Here is a 15,416-nt window from a genome sequence, read left to right on the forward strand (position 1 = left end):
GAGCGCGGAGGTTTCGCGGAGGCCGCGATGGCATCCGTGGTGACCTCCGCGAAACCTCTGCGTTAAAAGGCTTTTGCCTATGATCTGCACACGTGTTGCACGCCCTCGATCACAGTTTCCACCGAAAGCTTCGCCAATCCTGGATCAACGTCTGCAACGTGCTTGTAGCTCGTTACCGAAGATGCATCGCGGAGCACGCGCATCGCTCCTGGCCCCCATGGCCCATTGCGCGCCGGGTCGGTTGGACCGAAGAGCGCGACCAGCGGGACAGCCAATGCTGCCGCCAGATGCGTTGGGCCTGTGTCGCCACCGATAAATAGATCGGCCCGCCGCGTCAAGGCCACAAGCCCGGCGACGTTACAGACCACCATCCTCGCGGCGCCCTGGCTGGCGGCTACGACCTCGGCTGCTACAACGTCATCCTTGTGGTGCGCATTCACGACGACATCGAATCCCATCATCCGCACCTGCACTGCCAGTGCGCCAAACTTTTCCGCGGGCCAATGCTTCGCGCCCCAGCCTCCACCCGCTCCAAGCACGCACATCGGACGGGCCAGTACGGCTTCCTCCGCTGCCCAGTTCTCTGCCCACTCTTCGCGAGGCAGAGAAACTTCAACCGGCGCAAGTTCCATGCCACAGGCCTCGCCGAGCAGCGCTGCGGCTTGCTCGACAACATGCACTCCGCGCCGTGTGAACTTCTTCGTATAGAACCTCGCGGCAAGAGACTCACGCGGATCGCTGTAGCCCACGCGTTGCGGCGCTCCTGTCATGCGACTGATCACGCCAGAGCGCAACGTGCCCTGCAGATCGACGACAAGATCATAGTGCTGTGCGCGCAGAGCCTTGCGTAGCGCGCAAATCGATCGCAAGGTGGCGGGCGATAGCGGAGCACTCGACCATAGCTTCGTCTCCGCCAGATGCACGCGATTGACGATTGGCCCTCTGCCTTCACTGTCTACCAGGAGCGGGGCCCAGCGCGGGTCGACGACCCAGTCGATTGTCCAGTCGGGACGCGCACGGCGCAGCGCTGCAACCGCAGGCAGAGCATGCAACACATCGCCCAGCGCGCCGACGCGCACGATCAGCACCTTCACGAGAGACGCGCCTCCAGCGCACGCATGACAGCTTCTATTTCGACGAACTCAGCTTCGAGGGCAACCACCATCAGCAATCCGAACGTTTCCAGGCGCGCTCGCATTGCTGGAGTCAGCTTCACGGCATCCTTCTCGGTAGTGACGAATCCCGTCGCCTTCAGCCCCCTCGCGACCTCGATTACGCGGTCGATGTCGGCCAGCTCATAGGCATGATGATCGCGAAATGCGACCGTCTCCACGATGCCACAACCTGCCTCCGCGAGCATGGAGGCGAAGCCTTCTGGCCGTGCCAGTGCACAAAAGGCGACCGGCTTTAGACCGGCACCGAAGACGAACAGCGGAGCAGGAAAGCGCAGCTTCCGCTGCACCGTCCACATCTGCGCTCCTTCACGGACGAGCGGCCATACTTGCTTGGCTACATCTTCCACTTCCTCTGCGCGCACAACCACCGCGCCCGCACGCTGTAACGCCGCAAAACCTTCGCGCAGATTGCCCTCGGGCAGCAACTTATCGTGCAGATCCTCTGCGGTGACCAGCACGACATCGAACGCCCGCGACAGCTGACGATGCTGAAAGCCATCGTCCAGCAGATGCACGCCGCGTGTGCCTGCCGTCCCATCTTTCTCCGCTCTGCCGCCTGCGGCAAACCGATCCGACCCCACCCACACCGGTACATTTGCACGCTGTGCGATCAGTATCGGTTCATCGCCGAAGCGTTTCGCAGCCGCGGCAGCATCGGGTAGCACACGCTCAATCCCGTGCCCTTCGCGGCCGTAACCACGCGACAAGACATCCACACCCCAACCGCGGTCGCGCAGCATCGTTGCCAGCGCGATCACTACGGGCGTCTTGCCCGCTCCGCCTGCCGACAGACTACCCACGCTTACAACAGGCCAATTCAGTTTGCGGGTACGCAGCACTCCCATGCCTCGCAGTGCCTCTTTCAGGGCGAGCACTGCCGCGTATACCGGTACCAGCGGCACGGCCCAGGCCCTACGCGTGCTCATTTTTCACCAACGCAGCATTCACCAACGAGACAATCGCCTCAACCGCCCGCGCCGTTGCTCCCTGCTGCTCTTCAAAGACGCGCCGCCCGCGCTCACCCACTGCCTGTGCGGCCTCGCTGTCCTTCAGCATCCCCACCAGAACCAGCTTCAGCTCCTCCGCGTCCTGGACGATGCAGATGCCATCCGATGCGCGCATTCTTCCGACCACGTCGCGAAAGTTTTCAAACGAAGGACCCATCACGACAGGCACTCCAAACTGAGCCGGCTCCAGCGGGTTGTGCCCGCCGGACGCTACCAGGCTGCCGCCCACAAAGGCGATGCTGGCCAGGGAGTACACGCTCGCCAGATCACCGATCGTGTCCAGAAGAATGACCGTCCTCTGGCCCAATTGCAGATCGCCGTCAAGCAACTGCGTAGCGGAGATAACGCCGAACGGACGCAGACGGGTGTGGGCCACTGCAAACCGCTCTGGATGCCGTGGAGCAATCATCAATACGGCCTCCGGCAACGCCTCCAAGACGAACGGCCAGAGGTTCGCCAATTGCGCCTCTTCGTCTTCTCCGCTCGCATCGGCGCTGGCCACGGTGCTGCCTGCAACGATCAAAGGACGGCCTGCGATCGCCTGGCGGATTCGCACGGCTACCGCACTCTGCTTCGGAGCGCGAACATCGTACTTCAGGTTGCCGCCAACCTTTACAGTCTCTCCCCAGGCGCCCAGCGCGATCAGACGGCGCGCGTCCTCTTCACTCTGAGCGAGCCAGAGGGAAGGCTTCCGCAGAACGTATTGCCAAATGGAGCGCACCGTCATAGTGCGTGCAAACGAGCGATCGCTCACTCGTGCATTCACCACGACAACCGGGATGCCTGCACGTCCGCACTCATGCAGCATCCGCGGCCAGAGTTCGCTTTCCATCAGCACCAGTGCGGCGGGATTCAACGCTCGCAGGTAGGCCAGTACTGTCCGGGCGAAATCAAGCGGCATGTAGAACACGCGGTCGGCCCCGAAACGCTCGTGTGCCAGCGCCTGTCCGGTGCGCGTCGTCGTCGAGACAACCACGCGGAAGTCGTCGCCAAGCGCTGTCTCCAGCTCTCCAACCAGTCGCGATGCTGCCAGCACCTCTCCTACGCTCACCGCGTGAACCCACACCACACTCTTGCCACGCACCGCCTCGCGTAGTCGCGCAGGCACGCCGCCGAGGCGCTCGCGCAGGCCTTCGCGATAGCGCTCGGTCGTTGCCATCCGCAGCAACCACCACGGCGAACTGAGGATGAGACCCAGCGTCAAGAGCAGGCTGTAGATCAGTATCGTCACGATCTTTTGCTCGTTCTTTTTTGCCTGGGCTGCCGCCGTCTTTGCTTCACACACATAGCGAAGAGGATAATTGAAACGTATGCCCCGCCACTGGCTGACCCTTGCTTTTGCCGCAACCCTCGTCTCCCTGACGATGACATCGGCCCGTGCTGAGAAGCCTCGCAAGCCCAAACCGGCGCTGACTGCAGGGCAGTATGCGATGCACGATACGCACGCCGATGAGCATGTCACCATCGCCGCCGAGCCCGGCGACACACGGGAGACCGAGCCCAATACGCGCCTCGACTACTACCACCACGGCTTCATGCCCCTGCGAGTGATCGTCACCAACGACTCCGATCAGGCGCTCACGCTCGACGATGCGCGCATTCATTTCATTACAGCCGACAATACCGTAATCCCCGCTGCAACTGATGATGACCTGCAGCGCCGGCTCTTTGCCTTGAAGTCCGTCGCGGGCACAAAGATCCCCATGCCCGCGCCGATACCGTCGATCACCATCCACCACAAGCCGGTCGACAAACAGATCCTGGCCGACGACAACGATTTTGGATTCCAGACCACCACCGTCGCGCCGCACACGACGGTCTCCGGCTATCTCTACTACGATGTGCGCGAACTCGACGATCCTGTGCTGGAGAAGGCGCAGCTGGAGCTTCGCAAGGTCCGCTACGCCGCCTCCAACAAGGCGCTCGATACCTTCGAGATCCCGCTGAAGCCGGCGCCAGACCCCAAAGCCGAGAAGTCGGACGCCACAAAATAAGCTCCCCTCGAAATCATGCTGAACATACGCCCTGCCACGCCTGACGACGTTCCTACGATTCTCCGATTTATCCGCGAACTCGCCCTGTACGAGCACGAACCCGACGCTGTCGTCGCCACAGAAGCTGACCTGCTGCGCGATGGCTGGGGCATCGCGCCACATGGCGCGCCGCTTGAAACCATACAGCCACCTCGTTTTACCGCACTCATCGCCGACTACGATGGCGCCCCCGCAGGCTTCGCGCTCTACTTCACGAGCTACTCTACGTGGCTCGGACATCACGGCATTCGTCTCGAAGATCTCTACGTAACACCTGCGATGCGTGGACGTGGCATCGGAAAGGCGCTGCTGGCGAAGCTGGCGCGCATCGCCCTCGATGAGGGCTGTCCGCGCCTGGAGTGGGATGTGCTCAATTGGAACGAGCCCGCGATTGCGGTTTATCGTCGCATCGGCGCGACGGTACAGACCGAGTGGAGCATCATGCGGCTGACGGGCGAGCCGTTGCAGGTGCTCGCCGCAAGCGCTGGCAACGTATCCTAAGAGATACATGAAGAAGATTCACATCATCGGCGGCGGACTCGCCGGCCCCGAAGCCGCACTACAAGCAGCCAATGCCGACTGCGACGTCACGCTTTCGGAGATGCGCCCTGTGCGCTCCACCGAGGCTCATCAGACGGCTGACTTTGCCGAGCTCGTCTGCTCGAACTCGCTGAAGTCCGAGAGCGAAAACACCGCGCCCTGGCTGCTCAAACAGGAGATGCGCCGCGCAGGGTCGTTCCTGCTGCAGGCGGCCGATGCCAGCGCCGTGCCCGCAGGCCATGCGCTGGCCGTCGATCGCACCGAGTTCTCGCGTCTTGTAGCTGAGTTGATAGAGCAGCACCCGCGCATCACGATCAAACGCGAAGAGATTACGCGTCTCGATGAGAACGATGCCGACACCCTCACGATCCTCGCCAGCGGTCCGCTCACCAGTTCCCCGCTGGCCGCCGAGCTGCAGCGCCTCACCGGCGCCGAGCACCTCGCCTTCTACGACTCCATCTCGCCCATCGTCGACGCCAGCACCATCGATATGGACAAGGTCTACTTCGCCGCGCGCTGGGACAAAGGCACAGCCGACTACATCAACTGCCCCTTCACCAAAGAAGAGTACGACGCCTTCATCGACGCCATGGCTAGGGCGGAGAAGATCGAGCAGAAGGCCTGGGAGCAGTTGCCCGGCAATGACGCCGCAACTGCCGCACCGGAGAAGTTGCAGTACTTCGAGGGGTGTCTTCCCATCGAAGAGACAGCCCGCCGCGGCCGCGATACGCTACGCTTCGGCCCGATGAAGCCCGCGGGACTTACCAATCCGAAGACTGGCCGCTGGCCTTATGCGGCGGTACAACTGCGGCAGGAAAATCTCCGTGCCGACAGCTACAACCTTGTGGGCTTTCAGAACTCCCTCAAGTACGGCGAACAGGCGCGCGTGCTGCGCATGATCCCCGGCCTGGAGCACGCGACCTTCCTGCGCTATGGGCAGATCCATCGCAACACCTATCTCCATGCGCCATCTCTGCTCACAGAGACACTGCAGCTCAAGGCTCACCCCAGCATCCTGATTGCGGGTCAACTCTCCGGCATTGAAGGCTATACCGAGTCCATTGCTTCCGGCTTGCTTGCAGGGCGCTTTGCCGCTGCACTAGCTCGCGGGGAACAGCCAACGCCCGCACCACGCCTCACAGCGAACGGCTCGCTGACCCACTACATCACGCATGCCGACCACAAGAAATTCCAGCCCGCGAACATCACCTTCGACCTGCTGCCACCGCTTGAAGAGGAGCTACGCAAGAAGATTCGCGACAAGAAAGAGCGTCATCGTATCCAGTGCGAACGCGCGTTAGAGGCCTTTGACGCGTGGCTTGCAAAATAGCGGCGACGAAACCCTGCATGGTGCGGTAGCCTTCCCCTACGAGACTCTTACCGAGGTGCAGCATGCGGACACTCTCTGCCATCGACGCCATCTCTCCGGCCTGGAACCATACACGCCGCCTTCTGCTTACTCCGCGTAGTTGGCGTCTGCTGCTCAAGATCGGCGCCGTTGCCTTCTTCGCCAATATGGGTGGCTGCAACTTCTCCGGCTCCTATCCTGGACGAGGGCACATGCCCGGCCTGTCTCCGGCTATCGCTGCCTCCATGCTTGCTATCGCTTTCATTGTGGGCGGTGTCGTTCTTCTTATTACGCTCGCTTTTTTCTATCTCAGCTCGCGGCTGCAATTTGTACTGTTTGAAATCGTGCTGCGACGCGATACCACCGTCGCACCGATATGGCGACGCTATGGCCGAGCCACCTGGTACTGGATGGGTCTACAGCTAGCCTTCTTCGCCGCTGCATTACTGTGCGTCGCGCCATTCCTCGTTCCCATCATCCTGCACTTCGTCCATAGCCTGCATTCCGGGGCCAACATGGAATCGCAAGACTTCGGAGCCTTCTTTCTCGCGATCCTAGGATTCATCCTCGTAATTTTTCTTATCCTGCTTGTCTTCGCCGCTGGTTACACATTGCTGCACGACTTCGGGCTGCCGTCCATGGCGCTGGAAGGCACGCCACTCACAGAGACGGTGCGACGTGTCGTCAACCTTATTCGCGCCGAACCCGGTCAAGTGCTGCTTTATCTCTTTATGCGTTTTATGCTGGCCTTCGCCGGAGCAATCATCTTCGAGTTTGCCCTGGTATTCGGCCTGCTGATCGCCCTCATACCGCTGGGTGGCATAGGGGCTGTTCTATGGGTCGCGTTGCATCATGCAGGCACCGCAGGCTACATCTTTATGATCGTGGGCTGGGTGATTCTTGGAATCATCTTCTTAGTCTTACTGTTCGTAGCCTGCATCATGCTGTTTGGCTATCTCTATACGTTCCTGCAGGCCTATGCGCTGTACTTCCTCGGGGGACGCTATCCGCTGGTCGGTGGCTATCTTGAACCATTGTTGCCGCAGCCGGTGTATGCGTATCCCGGCGTTCCGCAGGGATACTATTCACCCGTGCCGCAAGCCGAAGCACAGCAGCCACCACCGCCGGAAGGCGAGTACAGGGAACCTGATCCAAACGTTTAGAGCATTTCCCGTGCAGGTGTAGGGCGGGGCAGAAAGCGGTGTACTGTCAGGGCCTTTGGAGACAAGGCGTACAGGGGCAGGAGCGGTCGGGCATTCGCCCGATGCCCACCTTAGGCGCATAAAGCCGCGCCGAAGATGGGGCACCCGGATCGGTGGCTTGCTCTATACCTATTAGGGGAAATACTCGAATCGGCTTTAACGGACAGCAGAAGAACGAGGGATGAATCCCTCGCTCTCGCTGGTCACGCGAAAACTCTTACAGGAACTTCGACATCAGCTGTCCGGCAAGCCCGCTGAACTGGCTTTGTTCCGGCGCCTGGCCGTTCGGAGCGAAGTGCGAGATTACCATCGGCATCACCGAGGCGAGCACGGTCTTCGCCACCTCTGGAGAGACGCCTGCCTTCTCCGCAGTCGCCTCGATCAAACCAGTGCCGCCGAGCCCGGCCTGCACCTGATCTGGCGTAGCCGTCTGCAACTCGCCGCTGGCCCATTGCGCCACGTGGCCCGCCATGCCGTTGTTCTGGAAGCCGTTGAGAACTGCCTGCACGCCTTCGGGATGTTCCTGAAGAACCTGCATCAACCCGCCAGCTACCTTCGCCTGATCGCTGCCGCTACCGGTCATTGCCGAAGCTGCCATACCTTCCAAAGAATCGAGCAGTCCCATATGCTTATTTCTCCCACAGGAATACTAGAGCATTTGGGCTCCGGGTCGATGTCACAATTGGAGAAAATTCGCTCGCTTGCGTGCGTCCTACGCAGGGGAGCACAATCCAAGCATATGTCTCAAAACAAGACCGCCATCTCGACCAAAGACGCTCCCGCCGCCATCGGTCCCTACTCGCAAGCTGTGCGCGTAGGCGACCTGATCTTCACCTCCGGCCAGATTCCCATCGACCCGGCCACGGGCAACCTCGTCGCCGGCGGCATCGCCGAACAGACCACCCGCGTGCTTGAAAACCTGAAGGCTGTCCTCGCCGCAGCCGGCATCGACTTCACCCGCGTCGTCAAAACTACTGTCTTCCTCAAGGACATGAAGGACTTTGCCGCGATGAACGAGATCTATGCGCGCTACTTCGCTCCCGAGGGCGTGGTCGCGCCAGCACGCTCGACCGTGCAGGTCGCTGCCCTGCCTAAGGATGCACTCGTCGAGATCGAGTGCATCGCGAAAGAAGCTTCAGCCTAGATTCACGTTTCGCTCAAACACAACAGGCGGCGAGAAGATCTCGCCGCCTGTTGCTTGGTCGGGTGTTGAACGTTAGAACAAGATACGGCCGCCAACCTGGATAATGCGGTTGCTGCCTCCGCTGCCGGTGATCTCACCGAAGGTCGAGCTGTTCATCGTTGCTGAAGGCGCACCGAGGTTGGTCAGATTGAAGACGTTGGTAAACTCGCCGCGAACCTGAAACTGCACCGATCTAAATATCGTGAAGCTGCGGAAGAGCGAGGCATCGACGTCCCGATAACCAGGATCAGAGAGTTGCGCGGGGCGCGTGTTTCCAAGAAGGCCCAGAGGTCCAACGCCGGGGCAACCGGGGGTAATGCCCGGGGAGCAGTAAGCCGATGTGTCGAACCACTCCTTCTCCATCGCAACACGTGAGTGGCCGTTGTCGAGAACGTGAGCGAACTTGCCAGGCGCGATGCTTGGACGATTGTTTCCATCGCCGTCGAAGTAGTTGTCCACTCCGGTCGTCACGGTGAAGGGCTGGCCGCTGTTTGCCGTCCAGATGGCGGTCACCGTCCAGCCGTTGATCGTATTCCGAAGGATCAGGTTGTGCCCCGTAAAGTAATCAGTCTTCCATACAAACGAGGCGGTCATCATTTGACGCCTGTCCTGGTCCGAACGCTGGCGCCATTCCAACTGCGGGTAGTTCTCATCGACGAAGGTGCCTGCGAGGTTGGTCCCGTCCAGAGCGTTGCTGGCCAGGGTCTTGCTCCAGACGTAAAACCCGCGCGCGCTGAAGTTGTGCGAGATGCGCTTCTCGATATTCACCTGCAGGCCGTTATAGTTGGAGTTTTGATTCGAGCGAATGTTGTAGACGTTCGAATAGGTGGGAGTTGCGGCCGAAAGCCCGTACTCCGAGTTCAACGGACGACGGTTGTTGACGGTGCTGCTGGTGTTGGCATAAGCGCATGCTTTGGTCAGGTCGGTGCAGCTGGGGCCGGAGGTGCCGGCGGCGGTGATGTTGAACTGCGGCGGATTGAGGTCGCGATAAAGCGGCATCTTGCGATTGAGCGAACCGACATAGTTCGCCGACAGTGCAAGGCCGGGGCCGAACTGCTGCTGGAAGCCGACGTTGATCTGATACGTGACCGGCCACTCGTAGTGCGGATCGAAAGAGGAAACCTGGTTGAGGGCCAGGAAGCTGGCGGTGCTCGTGTGGGGCGTGAACGTCAGTGTAGGGAACGGGTTGGTCCCCCCTGGAAACTCCGTCGGATCGTTCGAATACGGATGCGTCATCGAATTGACCTTGCTGAACGTGGGACGGACGGCATACGGAGCGAAGTTCGAGGGAAGCTCCCATTCGTTGCCGGAGATGCCTCCATAGAAGAGGCCACCGGCAACGTGGAAGACCGTCTTGCCGTTGCCGTAAGGATCATACGAGAGGCCGATGCGGGGCGAGATGTGGCTATCGGGCGTGAAGGCTCCTGTGGAGGGCACTCCAGGGTCTCCAGGAAAGAGCATGCCGATGGGGGCCAATTGGTTGCCGGTCTTGCCGGATATGTTTACGTTCTTGAACGCGTGGGACTGCACTCCCGGCGAGAAGTTGGTCTGCCGGTTTTGTGTATCGGTCGGGGCCTGCTGCCAGTCGTAGCGGATACCCAGATTGAGGGTCAGGTTCGGACGAATACGCCAGTCGTCCTGCGCGAAGAGGGCGTAGTTCCAGTAGTTGGCCTCTGCATACTCGCCGGTGTCCTGCTCGAAGCTGCTGGGGAGGCCGAGTAAATAGTCCGAGATGGAATTGCTGCTACGGGTGCCTGGAGATGTGGCGTAGGAGAAGACACCGTAGTTGTCGAGCGATGTGTACTGGAAGTCCTTCTCCAGACTGGCTTCGGCGCCCAGGGCGAGCGTATGTTGTCCGCGCGTGGTGCTGAGCACATCCCGAAAGGCATAGAGATTCGTGCCGGCCTTAGGGCCGGTGATGGACTGCGAGAGCGTAAACCAACTGGGGACGGAGACTTGCCCGCGGGAGGGAAGCCCCGAGATGCCGAAGTCGGACCCAAAGTTTGCAAACGTGCTATTGTCCGGGACCGGGATGCGGCCGCCATGCTGCCGTGTATAACTCAGCCAGGCCTGGTTGATGGTGCGCGGACTGATCGTCCAGGTGTCGCTCGCATTTGCGTTCTGCTGCTTGGTCGCGTAGCTCGAATAGGTCCATTGTTGTGGTGTCAGGCCACCAGGATTGACCCGAATACTGTAGTCGTACAGGAAGTACGACAGGGTGAGACGGTGGTTCGCCGTCAACTGATGTTCCGTCTTGATCAGATACTGGTTGTACATCTCCGGCGTAGGGTCGAACTCCCTATAGGTATATTGGTTGTCGCCGAATTCACCCGCCCCAACGCCAGGTTTGACCCCCTTGGAACTCAGATAGTTCGCGATGTTGACCGCCGTTGGGTCGAGAGGTGTCGTAATGATGTTGTTGGGGTATGGCGTATTCGTAGCGGGGTTGCAGACAAGGAATTTGAAGGCTGTGTTGTCTGCCTTGGAAGGACTCTGCTTACAGGTCGTGATGTCGGAGGGCAGATTCTCGGAGAAATTGCCGGCGATCTGAGCGGCGTCGGGAACATTGCCGCTAAATGCCGGAGATGTGGTGTCGCGCAGACCGCCAAAGCTCCCAAAGAAGAAATCCTTGTCCTTGCGGATAGGGCCTCCCAGCGTTGCGCCGTACTCATTGCGGGCATAGGGGGCTTTGGTTGTTGAGTTGTGCGCGACGGCCGTAAAGTTCCTGGTGCGATAGAACTCGAAGGCTGAGCCGTGGTATTGGTTGGTCCCTGACTTCGTCACCACGCTGACGACGGCAGCTGCGTATCGTCCGAGCGTTGCATTGAAGTTGTTGGTTTGAACATTGAACTGGCTGACCGCGTCGGGGTTGGGAATGACGTTACCGCTGTTGCGATCGCCGGTCATGTTGAGTCCGCCGTCGAGATAGAACGAGACCTGGCCAGTGAAGTCATCCGTCGAACCGTTGATGTAAACGTGCTGTTCCTGGAAGCCCAGAAGGTTCGTTGTGGTGTTGGACTGAACGCCCGGGGTGAGGCTGAGCAACTGATAGACATTGCGGCCTACCAGCGGTAGATTGTCGATCTCCACGTTGGAGACCGTGCGGCCCAGGGTTGCGCTCCCCAGGTTTACCAGGGGGACATCCTCAGTGACCGTGACCGTTTCACTGGCTCCGCCAGGCTCCAGCGCGAGTGTCAACTCGGCATTCTGCATGACCTCGAGGACCACGCCAGCACGATCGAGTGTCTTGAATCCCGGGGCCGTGACAGTCACCTTATAGGGGCCTACCGGCAGGAACTCCTCGTGATACGAACCGTCGGCCTTGCTTTTGAAGGTTCGGGTGAAGTTGGTGTCCGTCTGAGTCAGTGTGACGCTCGCGTTGGGGACGCCGGCGCCTGTTGAGTCCGTGATGGTACCAAACATCGTAGCGGTACTGAGCTGTGCCCGCAGTGCCCCTGACAACCCCATGAGCAAGATGCAGATTGCGGCCAACGACAGAACACGCCTGGCATTCCATCGCGGAAACCATCCGCGAAAAAGGCCCCTTTGCCGATGATTTTGGATCTGACATTGAAGAAGTTGACGAAAAATTTGCATGGCTCTCCTCGAAAGTGGTTGCGCAAAGCCGCCCCACCAGAGTTGGTGTATTTGCCTTCAAGACAAACGCTAATCTCTACACTCGTAGATCTGGCCTACTGGGAACGGAGAACATAAGAGAACATCCAATACACTCTTGTCAAGCGGTTTAATAAGTAGAAATGAACTTTCTCTCTAAAGTTGCACTGGAGAAATATCTTCATATTTGGTTGGAGGTGGGACGAATGAGACCTATTCTTCTTGCCGTCGAAACGTCGCCAAAGAATTCGGCTCTATGAAGAAGTTCAACGGCTAGCGCGGGCAAGCAGCGCGCAGGCCCAGGCCCTGGTGCTCCGACAGCTCTGCAAAAAAGAGTGCTATTTCCCGAGCCGCCGAGAAGACTCGCTACTGGACCGTCCGCCATCCGGCAGCATCTAATGGAGACCAGAGGAGACGACTATGCCAGACACGATTACCACCGGCACGAAGCCGAAGAAGATTGAGAAGACCGACGCCGAGTGGCGCGCCCTACTCACTCCCGAGCAGTACCACGTCATGCGCGAGAAGGGCACAGAACGCCCCTTTACCGGCGTGCTGACCAACAACCACGACGACGGCATGTACCACTGCGGTGCGTGCGACGCCCCGCTCTTCACATCCGAAACCAAGTTCGACTCCGGCTGCGGCTGGCCAAGCTTCTATGCACCGATCTCGTCGGACGCCGTCACTTCCCACGAAGACAATAGCTACGGCATGCGCCGCATTGAGATCACCTGCGCCACCTGCGGAGCACACCTAGGCCACGTCTTCCCCGACGGCCCCAAACCCACCGGGCAGCGCTTCTGCATCAACTCAGCGTCGCTGGCGTTTGAGAAGAAGAGCTAAGAGCAGGAAACAGGAAACAGGAAACAGGAAACAGGAAACAGGTTAAGTAAAAACGCCCCGCTTGCTTCATGCAGGCGGGGCGTTTACTAATTTCTTGAATTGTGCGGTAGGTACACTTATGCGACAGCATCCACGAGGGCTACTGTTTGCTGTTTCCTGCTTGCTGTTTCCTAGCCCTTAACAACTTTTCCGGTCTTGATGCAGCTGGTGCAGACCTTTACGCGCTTGGTCGCGCCGTTGGTGACAGACTTAACCGATTGAAGGTTCGGGTTCCAGCGCCGACGGGTGACGTTGTGCGCGTGCGAGATGTTGTTGCCGAACTGCGGGCCTTTGCCGCAAAGCTCACATACCTGTGCCATGACATTACTCCAAACGAATCTTTTGCCCCAGAAGAGACTCCAGCAACAACCCACGCGCAATCTAGGCTCCGGAAACTTTCTCCGGTTTCTATCCTGCCCATGCTACGGAAGGGAGTGGTAGGCACGAGCGGATTCGAACCGCTGACCTCTACCGTGTCAAGGTAGCGCTCTAACCAACTGAGCTACGCGCCTCTGGTGCGTCTATTCAGTGTATCTGCAAGTCGTCAGCCCCGCAACCCAGTTCTACCGGAAGCAGGGGTAGCTGTAGAGAAAATCTTTAACGCAGAGGCCGCAGAGGTTTCGCGGAGGTCGCGATGGCGTCCGTGCCTATCCCGAAAAACCTCTGTGTCAAAAGCTCTTATGCCTTTGGCGGCGCAGCAGCTACTGGTTCGTGCACCCGACGGATCACAATCCATGCATATTCCGCCGCGGACACCGGCGCCATCACGGCAATCGTCCACAGCAACAGGCTCTTCAGCTGGGTAAGCCCTGCCCGCGGGATCACCTGGCAGGTCATCACCGTCAGCACACCCAGAATCTGCACGACGGTGTTCACTTTGCCCAGAAGGCTGGGGCGGAAGTCACGCAGGGTGTGGGTGGCAAACAGCAGCGTTGCGATCAGCAGAATCCCCAGGTCGCGGCTGAAGACCAACACCGTTACGTAGCGTGGGATCAGGCCCACATGGGTCAGCACGATAAACAGAGTGCTCAGGAGCAGCTTGTCGGCGATGGGGTCGAGGTACTGGCCGAGCGTGGTGCGCTGCTGCAGCCAACGCGCCAGCAGACCGTCCAGGCCGTCGCTCACGCCAGCCAACCACAGCAAGGCAAACGCCACTCCCCAGTGGCCATCGAGAATCGTGATGACCAGGAACGGCAGAATGAACAACCGCAGCATGGTGAGGAGGTTGGGGGTGGCACGGAATTGGCGGAAAGCATTCACAAGATGGCTCAATGGAATATCGCATAGTAGCCGATTTCCTGCCATACCTGTATAGGCAATTCTGGCCCGTCAACCCTGGAGTCTCTTCTCAAACACAAGCGATATCTTCACCTGGCTATACCCAGCCCGCAGGTAAAACTGGTGGGCAGCCTCGCGAGTGCTGCGCGACGTCACTCTCACAACACCGGCGCCATGCTCCCGGCTCCATCGCTCCGCCGCTTCGCACAACAGCCGCCCAATGCCCTTTCCGCGAACGCCATCCCTTACGACAAGGCCGCCAATCAGGGCAAAGGGCGCTGTCTGTAGGCGCCGCTCCAGAGACACCTCGATCCAACCTACAACCTGATCCTCCTCACAAGCGACAAAGACTGCCTGTCTCTCCGCATAGCCAGGGAGTTCCTCAATCCACCGCTGCACCTCTGCCAGTGGCCGTGCATAGCCAAGCTGCACAATCAACTCTCCGACGGCCGCGGCGTCTCCGCCTTCGACAGGCCGCACGACTATCTCGTTCCTATGCTCGACCGCACTCATAGACAACATTCTCCTTCCAATCCCGGTGTTATTAATATCCGACTGCATTAGTCTTGCTTCCAGACGCCGCGCGCCGTACACTGAGAATGGCCGAAATCTACGCGACGAGCGCAGGATTCGCCAATATCAACTATGCTGCGACTCACCAAAAAAGCGGATTACGGACTGATGGCGCTCAAGTACCTTGCCGAACAGGCCGACAGCGGTGCGCAGTCGGCCAAGGATGTCGCCGAGGCTTACCACATCCCTCCGCAGCTTCTGGCCAAGATTCTCCAGACGCTGGCCAAGGCCGGCCTGCTGGTCTCGCACGCTGGAACCAATGGTGGATACGCGCTTGCCCGCCCAGCTCAGGACATTTCGGCGTTTGAGGTTATCCGCGCCATCGACGGCCCGCTTTTCATCACCAGTTGCATTACGATTCACGGAACCTGCGACCTACACGGTACCTGCACCATCAAAGAACCGTTGCGCAAAGTCAACGACAGCATCAAGGAACTGCTGAGCGGCATTCACGTCTCGGATCTGATTGAGCCGGCCGAGGCTTCCCCTGCTGCAGCGTTGGCCGGCGGTCTTGTGAGCATCGCGCTCTAGTTTTTATTCGCAGCTGGCTGGCTTGTCGTTTAAAGCTGGCCGGAAA

General features: G+C 59.6%; 15 protein-coding genes and 1 tRNA gene. 7 read left to right on the top strand and 9 right to left on the bottom strand.

Features of this window, described 5'->3' with window-relative positions; translation table 11 throughout:
- Positions 1 to 77: 77 nt before the first annotated feature.
- Genes waaC through GSQ91_RS25130 form a run of 3 tightly spaced genes read right to left on the bottom strand, consistent with a single transcriptional unit; the run spans position 78 to position 3,413 of the window.
- Positions 78 to 1,094 (bottom strand): lipopolysaccharide heptosyltransferase I, encoded by a 1,017-nt coding sequence (gene waaC, locus GSQ91_RS25120; protein ID WP_158824462.1) that lies wholly within the window; start codon positions 1,092 to 1,094, stop codon positions 78 to 80.
- Positions 1,091 to 2,101, bottom strand: coding sequence for a tetraacyldisaccharide 4'-kinase (lpxK, locus tag GSQ91_RS25125; RefSeq protein ID WP_158824463.1), 1,011 nt, complete (start codon positions 2,099 to 2,101; stop codon positions 1,091 to 1,093). The genes waaC and lpxK overlap by 4 nt, the downstream gene beginning before the upstream one ends.
- Positions 2,088 to 3,413, bottom strand: coding sequence for a 3-deoxy-D-manno-octulosonic acid transferase (locus tag GSQ91_RS25130; RefSeq protein WP_371417140.1), 1,326 nt, complete (start codon positions 3,411 to 3,413; stop codon positions 2,088 to 2,090). The genes lpxK and GSQ91_RS25130 overlap by 14 nt, the downstream gene beginning before the upstream one ends.
- Before the next feature lie 79 nt (positions 3,414 to 3,492).
- Here GSQ91_RS25130 and GSQ91_RS25135 point away from each other — a divergent pair, with 79 nt between their 5' ends.
- The 4 genes from GSQ91_RS25135 (at position 3,493) to GSQ91_RS25150 (ending at position 7,266) form a co-directional block, all read left to right on the top strand.
- Positions 3,493 to 4,176, top strand: a complete 684-nt coding sequence (locus tag GSQ91_RS25135) for a hypothetical protein (protein WP_158824464.1) — start codon at positions 3,493 to 3,495, stop codon at positions 4,174 to 4,176.
- 15 nt (positions 4,177 to 4,191) lie between these two features.
- Positions 4,192 to 4,716 (top strand): GNAT family N-acetyltransferase, encoded by a 525-nt coding sequence (locus tag GSQ91_RS25140; RefSeq protein WP_158824465.1) that lies wholly within the window; start codon positions 4,192 to 4,194, stop codon positions 4,714 to 4,716.
- Positions 4,717 to 4,723: 7 nt separating this feature from the next.
- Positions 4,724 to 6,085, top strand: a complete 1,362-nt coding sequence (gene trmFO / locus GSQ91_RS25145; protein WP_158824466.1) for a methylenetetrahydrofolate--tRNA-(uracil(54)-C(5))-methyltransferase (FADH(2)-oxidizing) TrmFO — start codon at positions 4,724 to 4,726, stop codon at positions 6,083 to 6,085.
- Positions 6,086 to 6,147: 62 nt separating this feature from the next.
- Positions 6,148 to 7,266, top strand: coding sequence for a hypothetical protein (locus GSQ91_RS25150; RefSeq protein WP_158824467.1), 1,119 nt, complete (start codon positions 6,148 to 6,150; stop codon positions 7,264 to 7,266).
- 256 nt (positions 7,267 to 7,522) lie between these two features.
- Here the strand turns inward: GSQ91_RS25150 and GSQ91_RS25155 are convergent, their stop codons facing one another.
- Positions 7,523 to 7,930 (bottom strand): YidB family protein, encoded by a 408-nt coding sequence (locus GSQ91_RS25155; protein WP_158824468.1) that lies wholly within the window; start codon positions 7,928 to 7,930, stop codon positions 7,523 to 7,525.
- A gap of 114 nt (positions 7,931 to 8,044) precedes the next feature.
- Between GSQ91_RS25155 and GSQ91_RS25160 the strand changes: the two genes are divergently transcribed.
- Complete coding sequence (locus tag GSQ91_RS25160) at positions 8,045 to 8,449, top strand: RidA family protein (protein ID WP_158824469.1); 405 nt, start codon at positions 8,045 to 8,047, stop codon at positions 8,447 to 8,449.
- Positions 8,450 to 8,521: 72 nt separating this feature from the next.
- Here the strand turns inward: GSQ91_RS25160 and GSQ91_RS25165 are convergent, their stop codons facing one another.
- Positions 8,522 to 11,980: a TonB-dependent receptor gene (locus GSQ91_RS25165; protein ID WP_254064871.1), complete on the bottom strand. Its 3,459-nt coding sequence runs from the start codon at positions 11,978 to 11,980 to the stop codon at positions 8,522 to 8,524.
- 543 nt (positions 11,981 to 12,523) lie between these two features.
- Here GSQ91_RS25165 and msrB point away from each other — a divergent pair.
- Complete coding sequence (msrB, locus tag GSQ91_RS25170) at positions 12,524 to 12,949, top strand: peptide-methionine (R)-S-oxide reductase MsrB (RefSeq protein WP_158824470.1); 426 nt, start codon at positions 12,524 to 12,526, stop codon at positions 12,947 to 12,949.
- Between the two features lie 170 nt (positions 12,950 to 13,119).
- Here msrB and rpmB read toward each other — a convergent pair whose 3' ends face one another.
- The 4 genes from rpmB to GSQ91_RS25190 form a co-directional block, all read right to left on the bottom strand.
- A complete protein-coding gene (gene rpmB / locus GSQ91_RS25175; protein WP_158824471.1) occupies positions 13,120 to 13,308 on the bottom strand; it encodes a 50S ribosomal protein L28 in 189 nt (62 codons plus the stop codon).
- A gap of 115 nt (positions 13,309 to 13,423) precedes the next feature.
- A tRNA-Val gene (locus GSQ91_RS25180) sits at positions 13,424 to 13,500 on the bottom strand.
- 166 nt (positions 13,501 to 13,666) lie between these two features.
- Complete coding sequence (locus tag GSQ91_RS25185) at positions 13,667 to 14,293, bottom strand: CDP-alcohol phosphatidyltransferase family protein (RefSeq protein ID WP_254064872.1); 627 nt, start codon at positions 14,291 to 14,293, stop codon at positions 13,667 to 13,669.
- A gap of 24 nt (positions 14,294 to 14,317) precedes the next feature.
- Positions 14,318 to 14,779, bottom strand: a complete 462-nt coding sequence (locus tag GSQ91_RS25190; protein WP_158824472.1) for a GNAT family N-acetyltransferase — start codon at positions 14,777 to 14,779, stop codon at positions 14,318 to 14,320.
- A 132-nt stretch (positions 14,780 to 14,911) separates the two neighbouring features.
- On the opposite strand from GSQ91_RS25190, the gene GSQ91_RS25195 reads away from it, so the two are divergent.
- A complete protein-coding gene (locus tag GSQ91_RS25195) occupies positions 14,912 to 15,370 on the top strand; it encodes an Rrf2 family transcriptional regulator (protein WP_158824473.1) in 459 nt (152 codons plus the stop codon).
- Positions 15,371 to 15,416: the final 46 nt, after the last annotated feature.

It is taken from the genome of Granulicella sp. S156, assembly GCF_009766105.1.
Classification (GTDB): domain Bacteria; phylum Acidobacteriota; class Terriglobia; order Terriglobales; family Acidobacteriaceae; genus Granulicella.